The sequence below is a fragment of the Flavobacterium notoginsengisoli genome (assembly GCF_014207905.1).
In the GTDB taxonomy this organism is placed as follows: domain Bacteria; phylum Bacteroidota; class Bacteroidia; order Flavobacteriales; family Flavobacteriaceae; genus Flavobacterium; species Flavobacterium notoginsengisoli_A.
This window is the reverse complement of record NZ_JACHLB010000001.1, coordinates 870,723-892,213: the sequence shown is the minus strand read 5'-3', so window position 1 is coordinate 892,213 and position 21,491 is coordinate 870,723. Positions and strand designations below refer to the sequence as shown.

At 33.1% G+C, this 21,491-nt stretch carries 20 protein-coding genes; 10 read left to right on the top strand and 10 right to left on the bottom strand.

The genetic code is table 11. From position 1 onward, the window contains the following. Nucleotides 1–468: 468 nt before the first annotated feature. The 6 genes from HNP35_RS03830 (at nucleotide 469) to leuB (ending at nucleotide 7,966) form a co-directional block, all read left to right on the top strand. Complete coding sequence (locus HNP35_RS03830) at nucleotides 469–1,272, top strand: SDR family oxidoreductase (RefSeq protein WP_184158297.1); 804 nt, start codon at nucleotides 469–471, stop codon at nucleotides 1,270–1,272. A 286-nt stretch (nucleotides 1,273–1,558) separates the two neighbouring features. Then, nucleotides 1,559–2,479: a helix-turn-helix domain-containing protein gene (locus HNP35_RS03825; RefSeq protein WP_184158299.1), complete on the top strand. Its 921-nt coding sequence runs from the start codon at nucleotides 1,559–1,561 to the stop codon at nucleotides 2,477–2,479. Nucleotides 2,480–2,997: 518 nt separating this feature from the next. Then, nucleotides 2,998–4,392, top strand: a complete 1,395-nt coding sequence (gene leuC / locus HNP35_RS03820; RefSeq protein ID WP_184158300.1) for a 3-isopropylmalate dehydratase large subunit — start codon at nucleotides 2,998–3,000, stop codon at nucleotides 4,390–4,392. 157 nt (nucleotides 4,393–4,549) lie between these two features. Further along, the gene (gene leuD, locus HNP35_RS03815; RefSeq protein ID WP_184158302.1) at nucleotides 4,550–5,146 is read left to right on the top strand and encodes a 3-isopropylmalate dehydratase small subunit; all 597 of its coding nucleotides are present in this window, start codon (nucleotides 4,550–4,552) and stop codon (nucleotides 5,144–5,146) included. A gap of 125 nt (nucleotides 5,147–5,271) precedes the next feature. Then, nucleotides 5,272–6,792 (top strand): alpha-isopropylmalate synthase regulatory domain-containing protein, encoded by a 1,521-nt coding sequence (locus HNP35_RS03810; protein ID WP_184158304.1) that lies wholly within the window; start codon nucleotides 5,272–5,274, stop codon nucleotides 6,790–6,792. Nucleotides 6,793–6,910: 118 nt separating this feature from the next. Beyond that, a complete protein-coding gene (gene leuB, locus HNP35_RS03805) occupies nucleotides 6,911–7,966 on the top strand; it encodes a 3-isopropylmalate dehydrogenase (RefSeq protein ID WP_184158306.1) in 1,056 nt (351 codons plus the stop codon). A 128-nt stretch (nucleotides 7,967–8,094) separates the two neighbouring features. Here the strand turns inward: leuB and HNP35_RS03800 are convergent, their stop codons facing one another. Further along, complete coding sequence (locus HNP35_RS03800; protein WP_184158308.1) at nucleotides 8,095–8,442, bottom strand: RNA recognition motif domain-containing protein; 348 nt, start codon at nucleotides 8,440–8,442, stop codon at nucleotides 8,095–8,097. Nucleotides 8,443–8,556: 114 nt separating this feature from the next. Continuing rightward, nucleotides 8,557–9,045 (bottom strand): DUF6252 family protein, encoded by a 489-nt coding sequence (locus HNP35_RS03795; protein WP_184158310.1) that lies wholly within the window; start codon nucleotides 9,043–9,045, stop codon nucleotides 8,557–8,559. A gap of 199 nt (nucleotides 9,046–9,244) precedes the next feature. Between HNP35_RS03795 and HNP35_RS03790 the strand changes: the two genes are divergently transcribed. The 3 genes from HNP35_RS03790 to HNP35_RS03780 all read left to right on the top strand — a co-directional run bounded on the left by HNP35_RS03790 (nucleotide 9,245) and on the right by HNP35_RS03780 (nucleotide 11,120). Beyond that, on the top strand, nucleotides 9,245–9,805 hold the full coding sequence (locus tag HNP35_RS03790) for a 30S ribosomal protein S16 (protein WP_184158312.1): 561 nt from the start codon (nucleotides 9,245–9,247) through the stop codon (nucleotides 9,803–9,805). A gap of 15 nt (nucleotides 9,806–9,820) precedes the next feature. After that, a complete protein-coding gene (gene rimM / locus HNP35_RS03785; protein ID WP_184158314.1) occupies nucleotides 9,821–10,345 on the top strand; it encodes a ribosome maturation factor RimM in 525 nt (174 codons plus the stop codon). A 61-nt stretch (nucleotides 10,346–10,406) separates the two neighbouring features. Next, the gene (locus tag HNP35_RS03780) at nucleotides 10,407–11,120 is read left to right on the top strand and encodes a tRNA1(Val) (adenine(37)-N6)-methyltransferase (protein WP_184158316.1); all 714 of its coding nucleotides are present in this window, start codon (nucleotides 10,407–10,409) and stop codon (nucleotides 11,118–11,120) included. Between the two features lie 47 nt (nucleotides 11,121–11,167). On the opposite strand, the gene HNP35_RS03775 is transcribed toward HNP35_RS03780, so the two are convergent. From HNP35_RS03775 to HNP35_RS03745, 8 genes are all read right to left on the bottom strand, one after another. Beyond that, a complete protein-coding gene (locus tag HNP35_RS03775; RefSeq protein ID WP_184158318.1) occupies nucleotides 11,168–12,826 on the bottom strand; it encodes a S41 family peptidase in 1,659 nt (552 codons plus the stop codon). A gap of 68 nt (nucleotides 12,827–12,894) precedes the next feature. After that, nucleotides 12,895–14,529: a S41 family peptidase gene (locus HNP35_RS03770; RefSeq protein WP_184158320.1), complete on the bottom strand. Its 1,635-nt coding sequence runs from the start codon at nucleotides 14,527–14,529 to the stop codon at nucleotides 12,895–12,897. A gap of 36 nt (nucleotides 14,530–14,565) precedes the next feature. Beyond that, complete coding sequence (locus HNP35_RS03765; protein WP_184158321.1) at nucleotides 14,566–15,855, bottom strand: HlyD family secretion protein; 1,290 nt, start codon at nucleotides 15,853–15,855, stop codon at nucleotides 14,566–14,568. A 2-nt stretch (nucleotides 15,856–15,857) separates the two neighbouring features. Then, the gene (locus HNP35_RS03760) at nucleotides 15,858–18,050 is read right to left on the bottom strand and encodes a peptidase domain-containing ABC transporter (RefSeq protein ID WP_184158323.1); all 2,193 of its coding nucleotides are present in this window, start codon (nucleotides 18,048–18,050) and stop codon (nucleotides 15,858–15,860) included. Nucleotides 18,051–18,370: 320 nt separating this feature from the next. Continuing rightward, the gene (locus HNP35_RS03755) at nucleotides 18,371–18,562 is read right to left on the bottom strand and encodes a hypothetical protein (RefSeq protein ID WP_184158325.1); all 192 of its coding nucleotides are present in this window, start codon (nucleotides 18,560–18,562) and stop codon (nucleotides 18,371–18,373) included. 62 nt (nucleotides 18,563–18,624) lie between these two features. Beyond that, entirely contained in the window at nucleotides 18,625–18,756 is a 132-nt protein-coding gene (locus tag HNP35_RS23870) for a hypothetical protein (protein WP_260402231.1), read from the bottom strand. 70 nt (nucleotides 18,757–18,826) lie between these two features. Next, nucleotides 18,827–19,009, bottom strand: coding sequence for a hypothetical protein (locus tag HNP35_RS03750; RefSeq protein ID WP_184158327.1), 183 nt, complete (start codon nucleotides 19,007–19,009; stop codon nucleotides 18,827–18,829). Nucleotides 19,010–19,037: 28 nt separating this feature from the next. Next, entirely contained in the window at nucleotides 19,038–20,594 is a 1,557-nt protein-coding gene (locus HNP35_RS03745; protein ID WP_184158329.1) for a vitamin K epoxide reductase family protein, read from the bottom strand. A gap of 583 nt (nucleotides 20,595–21,177) precedes the next feature. Here HNP35_RS03745 and HNP35_RS03740 point away from each other — a divergent pair. After that, on the top strand, nucleotides 21,178–21,315 hold the full coding sequence (locus tag HNP35_RS03740) for an rSAM-modified peptide (protein ID WP_184158331.1): 138 nt from the start codon (nucleotides 21,178–21,180) through the stop codon (nucleotides 21,313–21,315). Nucleotides 21,316–21,491 lie beyond the last annotated feature (176 nt).

The following is a 21,491-nucleotide window of genomic DNA, read 5'->3' as shown; positions in this document are numbered from 1 at the left end:
AATTTTAAAGCTCCAACATTTCAAACCCTTATCACATAAACATTTGATTACATGAAGAATACTAAAGTTATGAATAAAAATTGGAGGAAGTTCAAATTTACGCTTTTTTTAAAGAAATAATAAAGTGAAAGTTGTTAACAAAAACGTTAATTAAAACCTGATTGTTCACTATTCGTAAAATTTAAACACATAGAAACATAGGTTTTTACTTTTACAAAGAGGCGCTTAAAAAAAAAATCTAGATTTTTAACACATAGCTATGTGTATTTAAAATAAGTGAAACGCCTTTTTTAAGAATTACAAATCTATGTTTCTATGTGTTTAAAATAATTACGTTCAAAAGTTTTTCAGATTAAAAAACTCCGATTATTCATTTTGGATACTCATTGAACCAAAATGAGCACTTTTAAGCTGCAGTGTATCCTGAACTTTGCTTCATCAAATTATAACAATTAAAAAATAATAATCATGAAGACAATTTTTATCACAGGCGCATCATCAGGTTTAGGAAAAGCAACAGCAAAATTATTTCACGAAAAAGGATGGAATGTAATCGCAACTATGAGAACTCCAGAAAAAGAAACGGAACTTTCTCAATTAAAAAATGTAACGCTTTTACCATTAGACGTTACGAATTATGAGCAGATTCAAAACACAGTCCAAAAAGCTCTAGAAATTAGCGATATAGATATCGTTTTTAACAATGCTGGTTATGGTTTAATTGGGCCTTTAGAAAGCCTTACAGATGATCAGATTACAAAACAATTGAACACTAATTTGTTGGGAGTAATTCGAGTTACAAATGCTTTTATTCCGTATTTCCGAGAAAGAAAAAACGGTTTATTTATTTCAACCACTTCTATCGGCGGATTGATTGCTTTTCCTTTAGGCTCAATTTATCACGCAACAAAATGGGGATTGGAAGGCTGGAGCGAGAGTATGGCTTACGAATTAAATCCGTTTGGAGTACATATCAAAACGGTTTCTCCGGGCGGTATCAAAACAGAATTCCTGCATGGTTCACTTGACACTGGCGCAAAACCTGAGTATGAAGCGATGACCAACAGCATGTTTGCAAGTGTAGACACCATGTTTGAAATGGCATCGACTCCAGAACAAATTGCCGATGTAGTTTATGAAGCTGCAACCGACGGAAAAAACCAATTAAGATATGTTGCCGGCGAAGATGCAAAAGCACTTTACAAACAAAGATTAGAATTGGGTGCAGAAACTTTCCGTACCGAATTTGGAAAACAGTTTTTGGGTGCATAATTATTCCTAATAAGGTTCTCCAGAGAGCATTAAACATTCTTTTTATTAAGCTCCAGCGAAGCGAAATATTTATAGAAATTCAATCATAAAGGATGCAAAAGAGCTCCAGCGGAGCGAAATATATTTTGCAATGAATATGTCGCTCCGCTGGAGCTTTGCCCTCACCAATAAATCCTGATTTCTATAAATATTTCGCTTCTCCGAAGCTTGTCCTTTAAAATCAAATAGATAGTTCAATACATTTCGAAAAGCTTAATTAGTCCTTTAATTTTCATACTTTTATATCATGGAAAAGAAAAACAATACTCCGGCAAAAATCTCTTCTATATCGCAGTTTCACGACCTGTTAAGATTACCAAAACCGCTTCATCCAATGGTTAGTTTGGTAGACAATACTCAATTGGTTTTAAATGAAGATTTAGCCAACCATTCCTTTTTACTTGATTTTTATAAGATCTCTTATAAGTTTTCTACCAACGGAAAAATGGGTTACGGACAGGATTATTATGATTTTAATGAAGGCGGACTCATGTTCGCTTCTCCTAATCAGTTGATTTTTACTGAAAATGAAGAAGGCGTTGAATATGGCGGTTATACACTTTTATTTCATCCTGATTTTATTCGAAATTATCCTCTCGGAAAAAGCATCAAAAAATACGGCTTTTTTTCTTATGATACCAATGAAGCACTGCATCTTTCAGACAGTGAGAAAACCATTATTATTGGATTATTACAAAGCATCGACAATGAACTCAATACTGCAATAGACGAAATGAGTCAAGACTTGATTGTTTCTTATATTGACGTTCTTCTGAATTACAGTAATCGTTTTTACAAACGCCAATTTATTACCCGAAAAACCATCAGCCACGATTTATTATTAAAGGTTGAAGAAACTCTGGATAATTACATTAGCAATGCCGAAACCTTAAAAAAGGGATTGCCTACAGTAGAATTTCTGGCTTCGCAAATTAATGTTTCAACCCACTATTTAAGCGACATGCTTCGTAATTTGACCGGATTAAATGCGCAACAGCATATTCATTCGAAATTAATAGAAAAGTCAAAAGATTTCCTGATCACGACCAATCTTTCGGTAGCAGAAATTGCTTATCAATTAGGTTTTGAATACCCACAATCCTTTAGTAAATTATTCAAAAAGAAAACCAGTCTGACTCCATTAGAATTTAAAAATTCGCTGAATTAATTTTCAAAAAAACTACCCTAAAAAAATCAGTTTTTGTCTCAAAAAATCATAAAGTTTCATAAAAATACACTTCTTGGACGTCGTAGTATTTCGACCTTTTATTGAATCTAAATAGTGCCCTAAAAACTCCTTTAAAAGCTTTAAAAAACCAAAAAAGCATCCCTTTTGCAAAAAAATCAAAACTAACAATTATTACTATTTTTATACATTTTGTTAGATTTTTTCAATCAAATTCTTATATTTTGTATTGATTTTGAGATAAATTTGCAAACTATTAAAACAAAAAACAAACAATGAAAATTAAAGCCGAAAAAGCAAAAGCAAATCAGTTTCTTAATCATTTTTCTTTCAAATTTTAGCTTACAAAAGCCGTTTGGCAATTTGTAAATTAGTTTGGGTATCGTATATAATGAAATATCGAAATTGACGCTTTTGTATCTTTTTTTACTTTTGTTTTGCTATTATAATGAACAGGAAATTGCTGTGGTTATAGAAATTACAATTAAAAAAAATAAAAAATGAGTAAGACATTATTTGACAAAGTATGGGATTCACATGTTGTGCGTAAAATTGAAGATGGGCCAGATGTGTTTTTTATTGACCGCCATTTCATTCATGAAGTTACGAGTCCTGTTGCTTTTTTAGGATTAAAATCAAGAGGCGTTAACGTATTATACCCACAACGTACTTTTGCAACTGCCGACCACAATACACCAACCATAAACCAACATTTACCAGTTCAGGATCCGCTTTCTGCTAATCAGCTTCAAGCTCTTGAAGACAATGCTAACGAATACGGAATTTCGCACTGGGGATTAGGTCACCAAAAAAATGGTATTGTACACGTAGTAGGTCCTGAAAACGGAATTACTTTGCCAGGTGCTACTATTGTATGTGGAGATTCGCATACGTCTACTCACGGTGCTTTTGGAGCTATCGCTTTTGGTATCGGAACATCTGAGGTTGAAATGGTGCTTTCTACTCAATGTATTATGCAACCAAAACCAAAGAAAATGCGTATCAACGTAAATGGTCAATTGAGTAAAGGTGTTGGTCCAAAAGACGTTGCACTTTATATTATTGCTCAATTAACTACTTCTGGAGGAACAGGTTACTTCGTTGAATATGCTGGTGATGTTTTTGAAAACATGACTATGGAAGGCCGTATGACAGTTTGTAACTTAAGTATCGAAATGGGTGCTCGTGGAGGTATGATTGCTCCTGACCAAACTACTTTCGATTTCTTAGAAGGAAGACTTTACGCTCCAAAAGGAGAAGCTTGGACAAAAGCTGTTGAATACTGGAAAACTTTAAAAACAGATGCTGATGCTGTGTTTGATGCTGAATTAAACATCAAAGCTGAAGATATCGAACCAATGATTACATATGGTACAAACCCAGGAATGGGAATTGGTATCACAAAACATATTCCGAATGCTAAAGAAGTTGAAGGCGGTGAGGAAACTTACAAAAAATCTTTGGCTTACATGGGCTTCAACGAAGACGACATAATGATCGGAAAACAAATCGATTACGTTTTCTTAGGAAGCTGTACAAACGGACGTATTGAAGATTTTAGAGCTTTTGCTGAAATTGTAAAAGGAAGAAAAAAAGCAGATAATGTTACGGCTTGGTTAGTTCCAGGTTCTCACGTTGTTGAAGCACAGATTAAAGAAGAAGGAATTTTAGATATTTTGACTGAAGCTGGTTTCGTATTACGTCAGCCGGGATGTTCTGCTTGTTTAGCAATGAACGACGATAAAGTTCCTGCTGGAAAATATGCAGTAAGTACTTCAAACAGAAACTTTGAAGGTCGTCAAGGTCCTGGTTCAAGAACGCTTTTAGCTTCTCCAATTATGGCAGCAGCGGCAGCAGTAACTGGAAAATTAACTGACCCAAGAGAATTATTTTAATTCTTTTCTAGCTGTAAGCTTTAAGCAATAGGCTTTAAGCTTTACAACGGAACTTAAAAAAGGCTTACAGCTTATTGCTTAAAGCCTAAAGCAAAAAAACAATTGCTGTAGAAAAAAGCCTAAAGCTTATTGCCTACAGCCTAAAGCAAAAAAAACAATGGCATACGATAAATTTAATATACTTACAAGCAGCGGAGTTCCGTTGCCAATTGAGAACGTAGATACAGATCAAATCATTCCGGCTCGTTTCTTAAAAGCTACAAAACGTGAAGGTTTTGGAGACAATCTTTTTAGAGACTGGAGATATAATGGAGATGATACTCCAAAAGCAGATTTCGTTTTAAACAACTCTACTTACTCTGGAAAAATTCTTGTTGGAGGAAAAAACTTCGGTTCTGGATCTTCTAGAGAGCACGCTGCTTGGGCAGTTTACGATTACGGATTCCGTGCTGTAGTTTCTTCTTTCTTTGCTGATATCTTCAAAGGAAACTGTTTAAATATTGGTGTTTTGCCAGTACAAATCAGCCCAGAATTTTTAGCTAATATTTTCAAAGCTATCGAAGCTGATCCTAATACAGAATTAGAAATCAATCTTCCAAACCAAACGATTACTTTATTGTCAACTGGTGAGCAAGAATCATTTGCTATTAACGGTTACAAAAAGAACAACTTAATCAATGGTTTTGATGACATTGATTATTTACAAGATATGAAGGAAGATATTAAAGCTTTTGCTGATAAACTTCCTTACTAAAAAAATCAGGTTCAGTCCTTTGAGACCCGACAGGTTTTTAAAACCTGTCGGGTCTTTATAAGTTAAAAAACCAAGACAACACAACAAAAATTTACCTTATAAAAAAAGGAATTTAGAATATCAATATGGAAAAAAGAAAAATTGAAATAATGGATACGACGCTTCGTGATGGTGAACAAACCTCAGGAGTTTCATTTTCTGCTGCAGAAAAACTAACCATTGCGCAATTGTTGTTGGAGGAATTAAATATTGATAGAATCGAAATTGCTTCCGCACGTGTAAGTGAAGGAGAATTTCAGGCCGTAAAAGGCATTACTTCTTGGGCTGAAGAAAGAGGTTATATCAACAGAATTGAAGTCCTGACGTTTGTTGATGGAGGCGTTTCAATTGACTGGATGAAAAAAGCCGGTGCCAAAGTTCAGAATTTGTTGACCAAAGGTTCAATGAATCACTTAACGCATCAATTAAAAAAAACTCCAGAACAGCATTTTTCTGAAATCGCTGAAATCATTTCTTTAGCACAAAAGAACAATATTGAAACCAATGTTTATCTGGAAGACTGGAGCAACGGAATGCGAAATTCCCAAGACTATGTTTTTCAATTTTTAGATTTCTTAGCTACACAACCAATCAAAAGAGTTTTACTTCCAGATACTTTAGGTGTCTTGATTCCGTCTTTGGCTTTTGAATTTATTTCAAAAATCAGAGCAAAATATCCGAACATTCATTTTGATTTCCACGCACACAACGATTACGATTTAAGCGTTGCTAACGTTATGGAAGCTATAAAAGCGGGAATCAACGGACTTCACGTAACCGTAAACGGAATGGGAGAACGCGCTGGAAATGCGCCTTTAGAAAGTACTGTTGCCGTAATCAATGATTATTTACCAGAAGTTAGCATCAACATTAAAGAAACCTCTTTATACTCTGTAAGCAAATTGGTGGAGACTTTCACGGGTTACAGAATTCCTGCCAACAAACCAATTGTTGGTGATAACGTTTTTACTCAAACAGCGGGAATCCATGCTGATGGAGACAATAAAAACAATCTTTATTTTAATGATTTACTTCCGGAACGCTTTGGAAGAAAAAGAAAATACGCTTTAGGAAAAACTTCTGGAAAAGCCAATATCGAAAAGAATCTTCAGGAATTAGGTTTAAAATTAAACAACGAAGATTTGAAATTGGTTACGCAAAGAATTATTGAACTGGGCGACAAAAAAGAAACCGTTACGAAGGAAGATCTTCCATACATTATTTCAGATGTTTTGGACAGTCATACTTACGAAGAAAAAATTACCATAAACTCTTATATGCTGGTACATTCTAAAGGAATGCGCCCATCTACGACTTTATCTTTAAATTTAAACGGAGAAATAATCGAAGAAAATGCGCAGGGAGACGGTCAGTTTGATGCTTTTATGAATGCTTTATCAAAGATTTACAAAAGCAAAAAACTAACACTTCCGAAACTGATCGATTACGCAGTAAGAATCCCTCCAGGAAGTAGTTCTGATGCGTTGTGCGAAACCATTATCACATGGACCAACAACGGAAAAGAATTCAAAACCCGCGGATTAGATTCTGACCAAACTGTTGCAGCGATTATTGCAACGCAGAAAATGCTTAACATTATAACTTAATATCAGGTACAAAGGTTCAGAGGAACAAAGGGACAAAGGCTAAAAAAGCAATTTTCATCCCAACACCTCTGAACCTTTGTTCCTCTGAACCTTTGAACCTTATAAAAACACATATAGAATGAAATTAAACATAGCCCTTTTAGCCGGAGACGGAATCGGACCAGAAGTAATCAATGAAGCTGTAAAAGTATCTGATGCTATTGCACAAAAATTTGGACATGAAATTACATGGAAACCAGCTTTAACCGGAGCTGCTGCGATTGATGCAGTTGGAGAACCTTATCCAGACGCAACACACGAAGTTTGTAAAAATGCCGATGCGGTTCTTTTTGGAGCAATTGGACACCCTAAATACGACAACGATCCTTCTGCGCCAGTACGTCCAGAGCAAGGTTTATTGAAAATGCGTAAAGCTTTAGGTTTGTTTGCAAACGTAAGACCAACTTTTACATTCCCATCTTTATTGGATAAATCTCCTTTAAAAAGAGAAAGAATCGAGGGTACAGATTTAGTTTTCTTAAGAGAATTAACTGGCGGAATTTACTTTGGTGAAAAAGGAAGAAAAGATAACGGAGATACAGCTTACGACAACTGTGTTTACACAAGAGCGGAAGTACAGCGTTTAGCAAAAAAAGGTTTCGAATTAGCAATGACTCGTTCTAAAAAATTATGTTGCGTTGATAAAGCAAACGTTTTGGAAACTTCACGTTTATGGAGAGAAACAGTTCAGGCAATGGAAAAAGATTATCCAGAGGTTGAAGTTAGCTACGAGTTTGTTGACGCTGTTGCTATGCGTTTGGTTCAATGGCCAAACTCTTATGACGTATTAATTACGGAGAACTTATTTGGAGATATCTTAACAGACGAAGCTTCTGTAATTTCTGGATCAATGGGATTAATGCCTTCTGCTTCTATGGGAGCTGAAGTATCATTATTCGAACCTATTCACGGTTCTTACCCACAAGCTACAGGATTAAATATTGCCAACCCGATGGCTACTATTTTATCTGCTGCCATGATGTTCGAAAATTTCGGATTAATGGAAGAAGGAAAAGCAATGAGAGATGCTGTAAACAAGGCTTTAGAAGCTGGAGTAGTTACTGAAGATTTAGCAAACGGAGGCAAAGCATACGGTACTAAAGAAGTTGGTGACTGGTTAGCTGCGAATGTATAATTTTTGTTTCAAGTTTTATTTGTTTCAAGTTTCAAGTTGGAAAAACCTGAAACTTGAAACCTGAAACAAAAACAACAAAAAAAGGGATCAACGAAAGTTGATCCCTTTTATATTTTAGAAAAAAAATATTAATATCCTCCTCTGTTTCCGCGGTCATCTCCTCCACGGTTGTTTCCGTAACCACCACGATTATTTCCTCCGCGGTTGTTATTAAAACTTCTTCTTTCGCCTTCTGGTTTCGGCTCAGATTTATTTACAACGATTGTACGTCCTGAAACAACAGCACCGTTCAATTCGTCAATAGCTTTCTGAGCTTCGCTATCATTTGGCATTTCAACAAAACCAAAGCCTTTACTTCTTCCAGTAAATTTATCAGTAATAATTTTAACAGAGTCGACTGCTCCATAAGCCTCAAAAGACTCTCTTAAATCTGCTTCCTCAATACTGAATGGAAGGCTTCCAACAAAAATATTCATAGATATTTATTTATAATAATAAACAAATGTAGTTTTATTTTTATCTAATCTACTATCTTATGAATTTATTTAAGTTTTTATTTTGATTTGATAAAATATAGCTAAATCAAGAACTTACTCTGTTGTGAAATTTGCTCCTAGGCCAACTGGAATTTTATAGAAAACGCCTTCTGTAAAATTGATTTCCTGCTTTTCAGCATCAGTTTTAACATTGACAGCTTTAAATTTGAATGTTCCCGAGATTGTTTTATCGACAGTATTGTATTCGGTAATGGTAACTTGACCACTTCCTCTTCCTTCTCCAGTTGTAAATTCTGCTTCCTGTCCAGAAAGTGTATTTTTATAAGTTGCTGTAGCAGTATTGTTTACACCTAAAATATAAGTATCCTCATTAGGATTCTGTATACGGAAACTTATTGTTTCATACCCAAGAGAACCTTGAATACCAAAAACTCCATTTGACTCTCTTTCTGCATGATAACTACGTCCTCTCCAAAAAACATTATCTTTTAAAGTTTGAAAAGCAGGATTATTAAATTTTATATCCTCTGTACAAGATGTTATTAATAGTAAGAATGATAAAAAGTAAAAGTATTTTTTCATATTTTAAAATGAATTTGACGCAAAAGTACCGTTTTACAACTAATTACGTTTCAAAATTAAAGCAAAATAGCTTAAAAAACGGCAAAAATTCATCTTATTAGTATTTAATCAATTTTGAAACACATTATTCATAAAAAAATTATATCTTTGCGCCCTTAATTAACGGAGGTCGAGTACCTCAAAATTTAATCATAAGATTATGTCAGTAAAAATTAGATTACAAAGACACGGTAAAAAAGGAAAACCTTTTTACTGGGTAGTAGCTGCAGATGCACGCTCAAAAAGAGATGGTAGATACTTAGAGAAAATCGGTACTTACAATCCAAACACAAACCCAGCAACTGTTGAGTTAGACCTTGACAGTGCAGTTAAATGGTTACACAATGGTGCACAACCAACTGATACTGCAAGAGCTATCCTTTCTTACAAAGGTGCTTTATTGAAACACCACCTTGATGGAGGTATCCGTAAAGGAGCTTTAACTCAAGAGCAAGCAGATGCTAAATTAGCAGCTTGGTTAGAGGCTAAAGCTGGAAAAGTTGATGCTAAAAAAGATGGTTTATCTAAAGCAAAAGCTGATGCTAAAGCTACAGCATTAAAAGCTGAAAAAGAAGTTAACGCTAAACGTGTTGCTGATGCTGCTGCTGCACAAGCTGAAGCTGCTGCCGCTGCACAAGCTGAAGAAGCTACAGAAGAAGTTGCTGAAGCAACTGAAGAAGCTCCTGCTGCTGAAGAGAATAACGAAACAACTGAAGCATAATTTTACTTAGCGATAATGCGTAAAGAAGAATGTTTTTATTTAGGTAAAATCGCTAAAAAATTTAGTTTCAAAGGTGAAGTTCTGATCTACTTAGATACAGACGAACCTGAGTTATACGAAAATCTGGAATCAGTGTTTGTTGAACACAACAAACACTTGGTTCCTTTTTTTATTGAATCAAGTTCTATGCATAAAAACGACTTCTTAAGAGTTCGTTTTGAAGATGTAAATACAGAAGAAGATGCCGATGCTCTTGTTGGAAATGGCATTTATCTTCCCTTAACTATGTTACCAAAACTTACAGGTAACAAATTTTATTTCCACGAAGTTATTGGCTTTGAAATCGAAGACAAACGTTTGGGTGTTTTCGGAAAAATTACTTCTATTAATGATTCTTCTGCTCAACCTCTTTTTGAAGTATTAAATGGCGAAGTAGAAATCTTAGTTCCAATGATCGATCAGTTTTTAGTAAAAATTGACCGCGAAAACAAAAAAGTAATCATGGATCTTCCTGAAGGTCTTATTGAGATGTACTTGTAAAAGTTTTCAGTCCCAGTGACAGTTTCCAGTCATTGTGTTTAACAGATTTTAATTTTCATAAATGTCTACATTCAGCTTCAAACAATTTTCTATTAAACAAGAAAAGACCGCTATGAAAGTTGGCACAGATGGTGTTTTACTTGGTGCTTGGGCTCCTATTTCACATAATCCGTTTAGTGTTTTGGATATTGGTGCGGGAACTGGAGTTATCGCTTTAATGCTTGCCCAACGAAGTAATGCCGAACAAATTGATGCTTTAGAAATTGATGAAGATGCTTATGAACAAGCAGTAGAAAATTTTGAAACCTCGCCTTGGGGAGATCGTTTATTTTGTTTTCATGCTGGTCTGGATGAATTTATTGAAGAGCCTGAAGACGAATATGATTTGATTGTTTCTAATCCGCCTTTTTATTCCGAAGATTATAAAACTGAAAACGAACAACGAGATTTAGCACGTTTTCAAGATGCAATGCCTTTTGAAGAAATTGCAGAAGCTGCCGATTTACTGCTTTCAGAAAATGGAATTTTAGCTATTATTATTCCTTTTAAAGAAGAAGAAAAATTTACAGCTTTGGCTAAAGAATTCGAGCTCTATCCAATAAAAATTACTCGTGTTAAAGGAACTCCAACATCAGAAATAAAAAGAAGTTTATTAGCTTTTAGCCGAAAAGAAGTTTCTGAAATTGCGACCGATGAATTAGTAATCGAAATTGAAAGACACGTTTATACTCCAGAATATATCGAATTGACTAAAGATTTTTACTTGAAAATGTAAAATCATCTTTGTCAAAGTTTAAAACTTTGACAAAGAATTATACTTTATTATTTCCCATTTTTAGCAAAAAGAATTGCTCTTTCTAAAATTTCATCTCTTCCTTGCTGAACCCCTAAAAGAGTTGGCTTTACTTCAATATCTGGAACAATACCTATTCTTTGCGTTTCTTTTTTGTCGGGATAAAAAACACCTATTCCGCTAAATGCAGTATAAAATCCTTTTATAATCTGAAAACTACATACGTTTCCGTCAGCGCCAGCAGTCTGACTTCCTATTATTGTAACATCTGGCGCCGTTTGCATGCTCATCGCTGTAAACTCTGCGTGGCTTTGCGTATTTTCATCTACTAAAACAATAACTTTTCCTTTATAATAATTCGGATTTTTACTTCCTATATCAAAATTTTTACTCCAATAAAATTTTCCTGGATATGTGATATCCGGGTAAGTAAATCTTGCAAAATCTTTAGATTCGGAATTAATCCACTCGGCTATCGTAGACATTACACCATTAGGGTAGCAGCGATTATCAAAAATTACTGCTTTAGTGTCTTTTAATTTTTCAATTAAAGCAGGAATATCATCGCGCACCAACGAAGTAAAATTGACATAGCCGATATTGTCTTCCAAAATTTTCCATTTTTCCTTTTGTTCAACAGGCTTCGTCTTCATATCCTTAAAAAGATATCGATTTATTGATTTCACTTCCGTCTTGCCGTCTCTTATAAATTCAATCTCTACATTTTTTGATTTTCCATTAAAAACAATTCCATTAAGGTTTCTTAAAACAGTTGGAGCATTAGATCCTTCCACATATTTTGCTTTTTCTTTTAAAATTTCAGCAATCTCTTTACCATCAATTTTTGTTATGACATCGTCAATCCTAATATCATCTACTTTTGCAAGAGAATCATTTTTAAATTTTACAACAATCGCTTTATCCTCAATAATTTTCGTTTCAAACGGAATAAATTTATCTCCTGAAAAGTTTAAAAACAAAACTCTTGATGACAAAAAAGCATGTGAATCGTTTAACTTTGCAACTAATTCTTTCAATGTGAAATGAAAATCGGCCTCTGATTCTGGAGCAACAAAACTCGGCAATACTTCTGAAAGCGATTTGTCCCAATGCTGATCCATTTGGTATTTATAAGGAAAAAAATATTCTACATAATTCCAATATCGGAACAAAATTAAAAGTCTCAGATTTTTATCGGTCCACTGAAAATCGGGATAATTATTTTCGTTCTTAAATTCTTCAAAAACACCTTTAGTATCATCTTCTGTAAATTCAAAGTAAAATTGTTTTGTTTGAATTCTGTTTTCCTCAATAAACTTTAATTTTTTAGAAAGTGCTTTCGAAAATAATTCTTTATTAGAAATCCATGATAAATCGAAGTTTTTACCAAAATAATCTTTCTTTTTTTCAGAAGTAACCGCTTTATAAGACTTAATTTCTCCCAAAGAAACAATCCATTTCTCTATAACGGAAGAAAACTCTTCAGATGTTTGAGCTTTCTCAATCTGAGGTAAAATCAAAAATAATTGCTCATCCCAATTTTTACTTCCATCTGCAACATTCGGATGGTAATATTTTAAAAACCCCCAAACCTTGCACGTTGCAGCAAGCTTTTGAGTTTCGGATATTGGTTTTGAAAATGAGTTTTGAAACAAAAACAGTAGTAGAATTAAAATATACTTTTTCATTAAAAACCAGAATTAAGTGAGTTGATTGTCTAATTAATTATCGAGATTGAAAAAACGTTTTTTTCATACTATTTTTCGTTTTTAGCAAAAAGAATTGCTCTTTCCAAAACCTCATCTTTTCCTTGCTGAATACCTAGAATTGTAGGTTTTACTTCAATATCAGGAACAATACCAATACGTTGTGTTTCTTTTTTGTCGGGATAAAAAACGCCGTAAGTTGTAAAAGATGTCCAAAGGCCTTTTATAATTTCAAATCGATAACTTCTTCCGTCAGAACCTGCTGTCTGACTACCAATTATGGTTGCTTTTGGAGCAACTTTTAATGTCATTGCAGTAAATTCAGAATGACTTATCGATTTTTCATTCACTAAAAGAATAACGTTTCCTTTATAATAATCTGGGTTAATTTTCCCGCATGGTGTATCTTCTTTTCTCCAAATAAAACGTCCTGGCGAACTTAAATCGGCATCTATAGATTTTACAAAATTTTTCGGTTCTGGATTTAGATATTCTGCAATTGCAAAATTAGTTCCTTGCGGATAGTTTCGAATGTCGAAAATAATTGTCTTAGTATTTTTAAACTGTTCCATCATTGCAGGAACATCATCTGGAGTTAATACAGCCAAATTAGCATATCCAATATTATTTTCTAAGAATTTATATTTCTCACTATTATTCTCGTAATTAATTTTTAGATCTTTATACTCGTAAAAATTAATTTCTTTCACTCCTATTTTACCATCTCTCAAAAATTCAATTTCTGCAACATTCCCTTTTTGCGAAAAAATTGGCCATTCTAAACGAGTTAATTTCGCAGCATAATTAGCTCCTTCAGCATATTTCAAATTTTCTTTTATAAGAATATCGATTGGCTTACCTTGTATTTTAGTGATAACATCTCCTATTTTTATATCATTTAAAGCTGACAAAGATTCATTTTTAAAACCGGTAACAATTGCTTTATTGTCAATAAATTTAAATTCGAAAGGAACAGAATTCCATCCATAAATTTGGAATAATTTATTGGCTCCGAAATAGGCGTGCGTATCATTTAATTTAGCACTCAATTCTTTGAATGATAAATAATAATCGGCTTCTGAGATAGGATTAATTGTTTTGGGCAAAAATTCAACTAGAGTAGAATCCCAATTTTGATCCATTTGATATTTGTATGGAAAAAAATACTCCACATAATTCCAGAAACGGAATAGCGCTAAAAGTCTGAAGTTTATATCTTTATCATCAAACCGATCGTATTCAACTTCATTTGTAAATTCAGTTCCTTTCTCAACGTAGTATTGTTTTCCCTGAATTTTATTTTGTTCGATAAATTTGAGTTTTTGGCAAAGACTCTTTGAAAATAATTCTTGATTTTGTGTCCATGAAAGATCAAAATTTTTATCAAAATAATCAATTACCTCATTTGAGGTTTCTGGTTTATAAGCTTTTACTTTTCCCAGAGAATTAATCCATTTTTCAATTACATTCGAGAATTCGGTATCCGTTTTTGCTTCTGCTACTTTTGGTAATATTTTAAAAAGCTGTTCATCCCAATTAAAATTTCCATTCGCAACATTCGGATGATAATACTTTAAAAATCCCCATACTTTGCAGGTTACGGCAAGCTTTTGAGTTTCTGAAATCGGTTTTGAAAATGAGTTTTGAAATAGGAATAGAATGAGAATTAGTAGATGTTTTTTCATTAAAAAATGACTGGGTTTAGTTAGTAATTGAGGTTATTAAACCTGTTCAAATATGCTTTTGAACTGATATAAAATTCTTTCTATTAATCGCAAATCTTCGGTTACAATTTCTGCACTCCCTTTCATTTCCTGCTGAAAAACAATTTGTTTGTCGTAAGATGTTTTTAATCCGTTTGGAAGCGCAACATCTACTAACAGATTTCCGTCCTTATCTGGCACCAAGGAAATATTTTTAATCTCACCTTTTAGTACGCCAAATTCTCTATCTGGGTAATTTGCCAGACGAATATTGACACGCTGGCCTACTTTAATTTTTCCTGAATTTAACGCTGGAGCTTTCACTTTTCCTATAAAAGTATTTTTGGCATCGGGAATTATTGAAAAAACATTATCGCCCACATTTATAGTCTGATTTTCATTCCAAACCTGCAGAAAAGTAACCACACCGCTTACAGAAGATTTAAGCGTATAAGCCAGTTCCCAATCTTTTATCACTTTTTTTAGCTGATAAAAAGATTGCGCCATGCTCCTGCCTAGATTAACTTCTTCTTTTGTACTATTTATCTGCGAATTCTGACTTGATTTGGTATTGTCAATCAAAGAGGACTTTATTTGAGAAATTGAGGTTAAAAGCCCTTTATAACTCTTCATTGCCTGAAGATATCCCAATTTTTTAGCTTCCATTTCCTGAGCAGAAATAATTCCTTTCTTGAATAATGTTTCAAAACGCGCAATTTCATTTTTCTGCAATTCAAGTTCACTCTCATTTAGCACCTTTTGCTGCTGCAGAATATCCAATCTTTCTTTAAGCTGGATTTTCTCCGAACTTTGCGCCTTGCTTTCAACCTCAAACGGATGAAGGCTTTCATTAAGCTGCTGCGCCTGATAATCTTTTTGAAAAACAGCAAAAGCACTTTCAATTTCACCCAACTGCGTATTTTTTAGCGAAGCAAAAGGAAAAGCTTTTTTCGAATTATTGATATCATAACCGTCCACAATGCTTTTAAGCAAGAAAACATCTTTATAATTGGCAGTATTTTCAATAATAGCCAATGTGCTATTTTTTGCAACTGGCGTTTTGTCTTTTACTAAAATCGCTTCGATGCGTCCAGAAGATTTTGAAACGATTTTCTCTGGCGGAATATTGGTTGTAATTACAATTTCTGTTTTGACTACATCCGGATATTTTACAAACCAGGAAACAAAAAACAGCATCACAATTATGGCAAATATCAGAACAGTTCCCCATCGAATCATCCAATGAGGCACTTTGGTCAGAATGTCCTGAACTTCTTCGCTTCTTAATTCAAATGTATCTTCGTTCATGATTAATTTCCTAATTGCAATTGGTTTCTAACCAGTTCAAAATAATTTCCTTTTTGGGCAACTAATGCAGAATGGCTTCCCATTTCGATAATTTTTCCTTTATCTAAAACCACAATTTGATCGGCATTCATCACTGTGCTTAATCGATGCGCAATTACAACTACAGTTTTATCTTTGAAAAAAATATCCAGTTTTTTCATAATTTCTTTCTCATTATTGGCATCTAAAGCTGAAGTTGCTTCGTCAAAAAATAGAATTTCTGGATTTTTATAGACTGCTCTTGCAATAAGCAATCGTTGTTTTTGCCCTGTGCTCATTCCTAATCCTTCTGCTCCAATTTTTGTATTATATCCGAGAGGCAAGCCGGAAATATATTCTTTAATATTAGCTACATCTGAGGCATATACCAATCTTTCCTTATCAATTCTATCAGATCCAAAAGCAATATTATTGGCAATGGTATCGCTAAAAATAAATCCTTCCTGCATTACAGCTCCTATATTTGATCTCCATGCTTTTTGCGAAATATTTTTAAGCTGTGCATTTCCTATACAGACTTCTCCTTTTTCGGGTTCGTAAAACTTTAAAAGCAGTTTCATTAAAGTAGTTTTTCCGCTTCCGCTGACTCCAACAATAGCGGTTACTTTATTGGCGGGAATTACCAAATTCAAATTATCCAAAACTGGAGCATCTGCACCTAAATAGCGGTAAGAAAGATTTTTGATTTCAATATCGGCATCATGAGGTATCTCATTTGTCTGATGTGCTTCCTGTTGCAGCTCATCTTCTTTCTGATGAATTTCAGACAATCTAGCAAGCGAAATTTTAGCATCCTGCAGTTCTCTCACAAATTCTATTAATTGCGTAATCGGCCCATTTAAACTTCCCACAATAGCACTTATTGCGAGCATCATACCCAGCGTAATTGAGCCTTCAATTACCAATTTGGCAGAAAGCAGAATAATGAAAATATTTTTTAATTCGTTAATGACAGAAGAACCAATTGTTTGAGATTGTTCTAAAACCAAACCTTTTATAGAAACTCTAAAAAGTCTAGCCTGCACATATTCCCATCCCCAGCGTTTTTGTTTTTCTGCATTATGGAGTTTTATTTCCTGCATACCGTTTATAAGCTCCATTACCTTATTCTGCTCGTTTGAAACTTCGGCAAAACGCTTATAGTCTAATACTTCCCTTCTTTTTAAAAACAAAGTGATCCAACCGAAGTAAAGAACGCTTCCTAAAAAGAAGACCAAAAATATCTGTAAGTTAAAATAAGCTAGAACCGCGCCCATAACAAACATATTAATTACAGAAAAAAGCACGTTTAAGGAAGATGTAGTAAGGATTTTTTCGATACGTCGATGGTCGTTTATTCGCTGCATAATATCTCCTGTCATTCGAACATCAAAAAATGAAATTGGTAGGTTCATTAATTTGATAAAGAAATCTGAAATCAGCGAGATATTAATTCTTGTAGATAAATGCAGTAAAATCCAGCTTCGAATTAACTCTAAACCTGTTCTTCCAGCAAAAATAAAAAGCATTGCAAAAAGAATGAGATAGATAAAATTAATATTCTGATTCTGAATTCCGACATCGACAATACTTTGGGTTAAAAACGGAAAAATCAAATTCAGCAAACTACTGGCAAAAAGGCCAATTGCAAGCTGAATCAAAAATGATTTGTATTGAAATAAATACTGAGAAAGAAATCTAAATCCTAAACCTGAATTTTCTTCTTTATCAAAATCAGACTGAAAGAAATTTGGTGTCGCTTCAATTAAGAGTGCTATTCCTTCCTTGGTTTCGTCGCCCGCATTATTGCCAATCCAAAATTTGGTAAATTCTTCTTTACTATATTCCAAAAGTCCAAAAGCTGGATCTGATATATAAAATTTCCCTTTTTTTATTTTATAAAGTACAACATAATGGTCGTTGTTCCAATGAAGAATACAAGGAAGAGGCGCTTCTTCAATTCTTGATACAGACAATTTTACGCCTAAAGTTCTGAAACCAATTTTTTCGGCTGCATCACTTAGAAAAAGCAGATTACTTCCTTCACGAGTTGTTTCGCTAAAATCTCTCAACTCCTGAATGTTGATTGTTTTACCGTAATGTTTTGCAATTATTTTTAAACATGTTGGTCCACAATCTTTAATGTCGGCTTGTCTATAATGTGCGAATTTTTTCAATTTATTTTGATTTATTCAAGAGCCAATTTAAGAAAAAAAATTCTTGTTAATCCATAAAAAAACAGAGAAGACCTAAATCTTCTCTGTTTGGCTATTCATAAACAAATTTTTTAGCAACACAATTTCTTTAGGACATGGTCGCGGTTTTACCCTAACCAAATAAAATCAAACACAGCGACCAACTCCTAAGAATCTTAGTACCAATCATCAATACTAAGAAAATGCTCAATGTTCCACGATCGAGCGCCTATACATTCAAAAAAAACATGACTAAATTCTAAATAAGGCTATATCGTATTACTTTTAAAAAAGTTAAAAAATTAACAACAAAGACGACTTGAATTACAAATACCTGCTACTGTATTTATCGGACAAGTTTCGCCTGGTGGTATTAGAATGCATCCCGCTTCTAAGGCATAAATCCAACATTGAGGAATTCCTCCTTTCATGTTTTTTTGCTCACTTTTATCTATACTGCGAACATCTTTAAGACTTAAAATTTCCTTCAACATAACTAATACTTTTTTTTAATAGTAACAGAGATTAAAACTCTGTTACTATTTAAATATTCAAATTAGCAAGCATAAAATTTATCAGCTGTAGCATTGTAACAATTTGGTTCCGATGATTCGCCTCCTAAAATGTTTTTCTGCTCTTTTTTCGTCAGCTTTTTAGTCTCTTTACTTTTTAAGATTTTTTCTAACATAACTGGTTATTTACGTTTTTCTGGGTGTAAGCTTTCAAATCTTCAAAAACTTGATACTTAATTTTTTCTACTAACAGCTTCCAACGTAGCTATTTGGCAAACAGCTCCAGTATGCAGGAACAGTTCCAAACTCTGTACATCTTTTAGCTTTAAATCCGTCATCACAAATAGGAGCATTTCCCCCATTTATTGTTTTTTGCTCACTCGCAGTCAATTCAACTGCACCTTTCAATTTCAAAATATTCTTTAACATAACTGCAGGTTTTTGGGGTTATTTATATTTAGGCTGTTTTTTCTAAAACTTGAACTTCATCAACAAAATCGTTCAAGAAATATTTTAATTCATTTAATTCATATTCATTTGGAAATAATCTTTCATTTACAATTTTTACTGGTGTATAATTAAAGTTATTCATTGAACACCAATCGTATTGTTTTTGAATTTCCTGACTGATCATCATACTTACCGAATCTACAGCCCATTTTTTTAACCATTTTTTGTGTACCATTCTTTTAATGTACCAATCGGAAATTGCTTCAACAGTTTTTCCTGGAGTTACTCTATTAATGGTTAACAATCTCTCTACAACTGTTTTATATGGATTGTCGTTGTTTTCTGGATTAATATTAAAAAGAACGTTTAAATATATTTTGTCAGGAAACTTCAATACTAAATCAAATGCTTCTTGAAATGTTTTGTAACAATGTCCGCAGCTTGGACTTATAATTATAGAAAGTCTTACTACCGCATTTTTATTTCCAAAATTAAGGCCTCTTAATTCTTCAAATCCTTTAGTGTATTTTACTTTCTTAGATAAGAAGTTTAATAGAGAATAATTTCTTTTGAACTTTTTAAGTTCTTTCAATGAATTCTCATTATCCAACATATTTTTAATCATCACTTTAACTGCCGCCCAAATTGGTATTAAAAGCAATAAAGAAAACACATAAGGAAAAATTGTATTTAAGCTAAAACTCAAAGTAAATAAGTCTGATGAAAACCAAACTACACTTTGAATTAAAATCAAAAATGACACTGCTAAACACATAACACACCATTTTTGAATTTCAAATTTCTGAATCCAAATAGAGCAAACTACTAACGGAATTGCCAACAGACTTAAAAAACCAACAAAAATGGCAGAATTTAATGGCTGTATTAAAATGGAAATAATGCTTGCGCTAAAGAATAGCAATGGTAAATCTGAAAAACTTAACCACTTATTTGCAATATCATCGTTGAAACTTATTACAGAATGACAAGAAGAGTTAGAACTTAAATTACAAAATTTTGAAATTACAGTGTTTTTAACACCCCATTTCTGCTGCACAATGAATATGCTAACTACTAATCCAATAATTGACGTAATTAAAAATGAACCACTAAACAAATCAAAGTCGTTATAGAAAAATGATAATCCTGTTAAAAGAACAAGAGGCATAAAATATTTTAACCAATTGTACTCTACTTTCAAATTTTCTCTTGCAACAACATTATTTGGCTCGATGGCAACAATTACTCCGTTCCAATCTAAAAGAAATTTATCATACGATAATTTTTGACTTCCTTTTTTTGTTGTCGTAATTCTAACACCATTTTTAATCTTCTCGACAAGAATTAATTCATCTTTGAAATAAGCCAAAAAATTAGATGGCAAATCCACAATTTGTTCTTTCGAAACTCTTACCGCTGCGTTCTCTACAGAAAGCAAATCGAACGAGTCTGTAATCGCAAATAAACTCGGATAATTTGGATGAGACAAAAACAGATCCTTGAACTCATTTTTTATGTCTGAGTATTTGTTAATTTGAAGAAATTTTTGGACCAGTTTTAACATCGTTTTCGACCGTTTTTAAATCATGATTACACTGCAAAGATTGGGGTTTTTATTGATAAATATCGCATACATGCATACATTTTATTAATTATACCACATACAATTTATAAATTATACCAAGTATACTACATATTGCAAATGCTTGACAAACAATACTTTATGTTGATTTTTTTTCTATAAAAAGCTCACAAAGCCAATTTTCGATTAACGGTTTATGTTTTTATCTAGTTTTGGAAAAGAAATAATTCAAACATCAAAAAACATGAAAAAGAAGCTATAAAAAGTACATTATTTTAAATAAAAAAAAGTGGTCAAAAGAGTAAAAAAATGACTCGAAAAGTGATCAAAAAAGACCCCTAATTGCACCAAAATTACCTCTCAAAAAAAGCAAAAATCAAACCCTATAAAGTGAGATTTAACTTATAAAAAGAAGTTCAATTTTACAGCTTTTTTTATCAAAATAAACCCAAAATTTTTTAGCGTAACCAATTAAAAATTTCGATTTTATCGCTTTTAAAATTATCGCTTAAAAATATTTATGACAGATTTATAGTATTAAAATATAACTTAAAAAGAGAAAAAAATGAAAAATCCTAAATCAAATTTCGAAGATTTCCAAAATGAAAAATTAGCAGCAACTGAATTGAAAGTGATTCGTGGCGGTGACGGTGTTCCTCCGGTAGACCCAGGAAAAAATAATGGCGGTAGCGGAAATACTTAATTTTTTTCCATCTATATAAAGCATCCAAAAAATCAATTACAAAGACATCTAAAATATAAGCATCATGAAAAATCATAAAGCAAATTTCGAAGATTTCCAAAATGAAAAATTAGTAGCAACTGAATTGAAAGTGATTCGTGGCGGTGACGGTGTTCCTCCGGTAGACCCAGGAAAAA

What these genes read in the sequence shown, in the direction of transcription:
- HNP35_RS03765 (WP_184158321.1), bottom strand. Translation starts at nt 15,855, where the DNA reads ATGAACGAAGATACATTTGAATTAAGAAGCGAAGAAGTTCAGGACATT.
- HNP35_RS03830 (WP_184158297.1), top strand. Translation starts at nt 469, where the DNA reads ATGAAGACAATTTTTATCACAGGCGCATCATCAGGTTTAGGAAAAGCA.
- HNP35_RS03790 (WP_184158312.1), top strand. Translation starts at nt 9,245, where the DNA reads ATGTCAGTAAAAATTAGATTACAAAGACACGGTAAAAAAGGAAAACCT.
- HNP35_RS03810 (WP_184158304.1), top strand. Translation starts at nt 5,272, where the DNA reads ATGGAAAAAAGAAAAATTGAAATAATGGATACGACGCTTCGTGATGGT.
- leuC (WP_184158300.1), top strand. Translation starts at nt 2,998, where the DNA reads ATGAGTAAGACATTATTTGACAAAGTATGGGATTCACATGTTGTGCGT.
- HNP35_RS03755 (WP_184158325.1), bottom strand. Translation starts at nt 18,562, where the DNA reads ATGTTGAAGGAAATTTTAAGTCTTAAAGATGTTCGCAGTATAGATAAA.
- HNP35_RS03780 (WP_184158316.1), top strand. Translation starts at nt 10,407, where the DNA reads ATGTCTACATTCAGCTTCAAACAATTTTCTATTAAACAAGAAAAGACC.
- HNP35_RS03770 (WP_184158320.1), bottom strand. Translation starts at nt 14,529, where the DNA reads ATGAAAAAACATCTACTAATTCTCATTCTATTCCTATTTCAAAACTCA.
- HNP35_RS23870 (WP_260402231.1), bottom strand. Translation starts at nt 18,756, where the DNA reads ATGTTAGAAAAAATCTTAAAAAGTAAAGAGACTAAAAAGCTGACGAAA.
- leuB (WP_184158306.1), top strand. Translation starts at nt 6,911, where the DNA reads ATGAAATTAAACATAGCCCTTTTAGCCGGAGACGGAATCGGACCAGAA.
- HNP35_RS03745 (WP_184158329.1), bottom strand. Translation starts at nt 20,594, where the DNA reads ATGTTAAAACTGGTCCAAAAATTTCTTCAAATTAACAAATACTCAGAC.
- rimM (WP_184158314.1), top strand. Translation starts at nt 9,821, where the DNA reads ATGCGTAAAGAAGAATGTTTTTATTTAGGTAAAATCGCTAAAAAATTT.
- HNP35_RS03775 (WP_184158318.1), bottom strand. Translation starts at nt 12,826, where the DNA reads ATGAAAAAGTATATTTTAATTCTACTACTGTTTTTGTTTCAAAACTCA.
- HNP35_RS03825 (WP_184158299.1), top strand. Translation starts at nt 1,559, where the DNA reads ATGGAAAAGAAAAACAATACTCCGGCAAAAATCTCTTCTATATCGCAG.
- HNP35_RS03750 (WP_184158327.1), bottom strand. Translation starts at nt 19,009, where the DNA reads ATGTTAAAGAATATTTTGAAATTGAAAGGTGCAGTTGAATTGACTGCG.
- HNP35_RS03795 (WP_184158310.1), bottom strand. Translation starts at nt 9,045, where the DNA reads ATGAAAAAATACTTTTACTTTTTATCATTCTTACTATTAATAACATCT.
- leuD (WP_184158302.1), top strand. Translation starts at nt 4,550, where the DNA reads ATGGCATACGATAAATTTAATATACTTACAAGCAGCGGAGTTCCGTTG.
- HNP35_RS03800 (WP_184158308.1), bottom strand. Translation starts at nt 8,442, where the DNA reads ATGAATATTTTTGTTGGAAGCCTTCCATTCAGTATTGAGGAAGCAGAT.
- HNP35_RS03740 (WP_184158331.1), top strand. Translation starts at nt 21,178, where the DNA reads ATGAAAAATCCTAAATCAAATTTCGAAGATTTCCAAAATGAAAAATTA.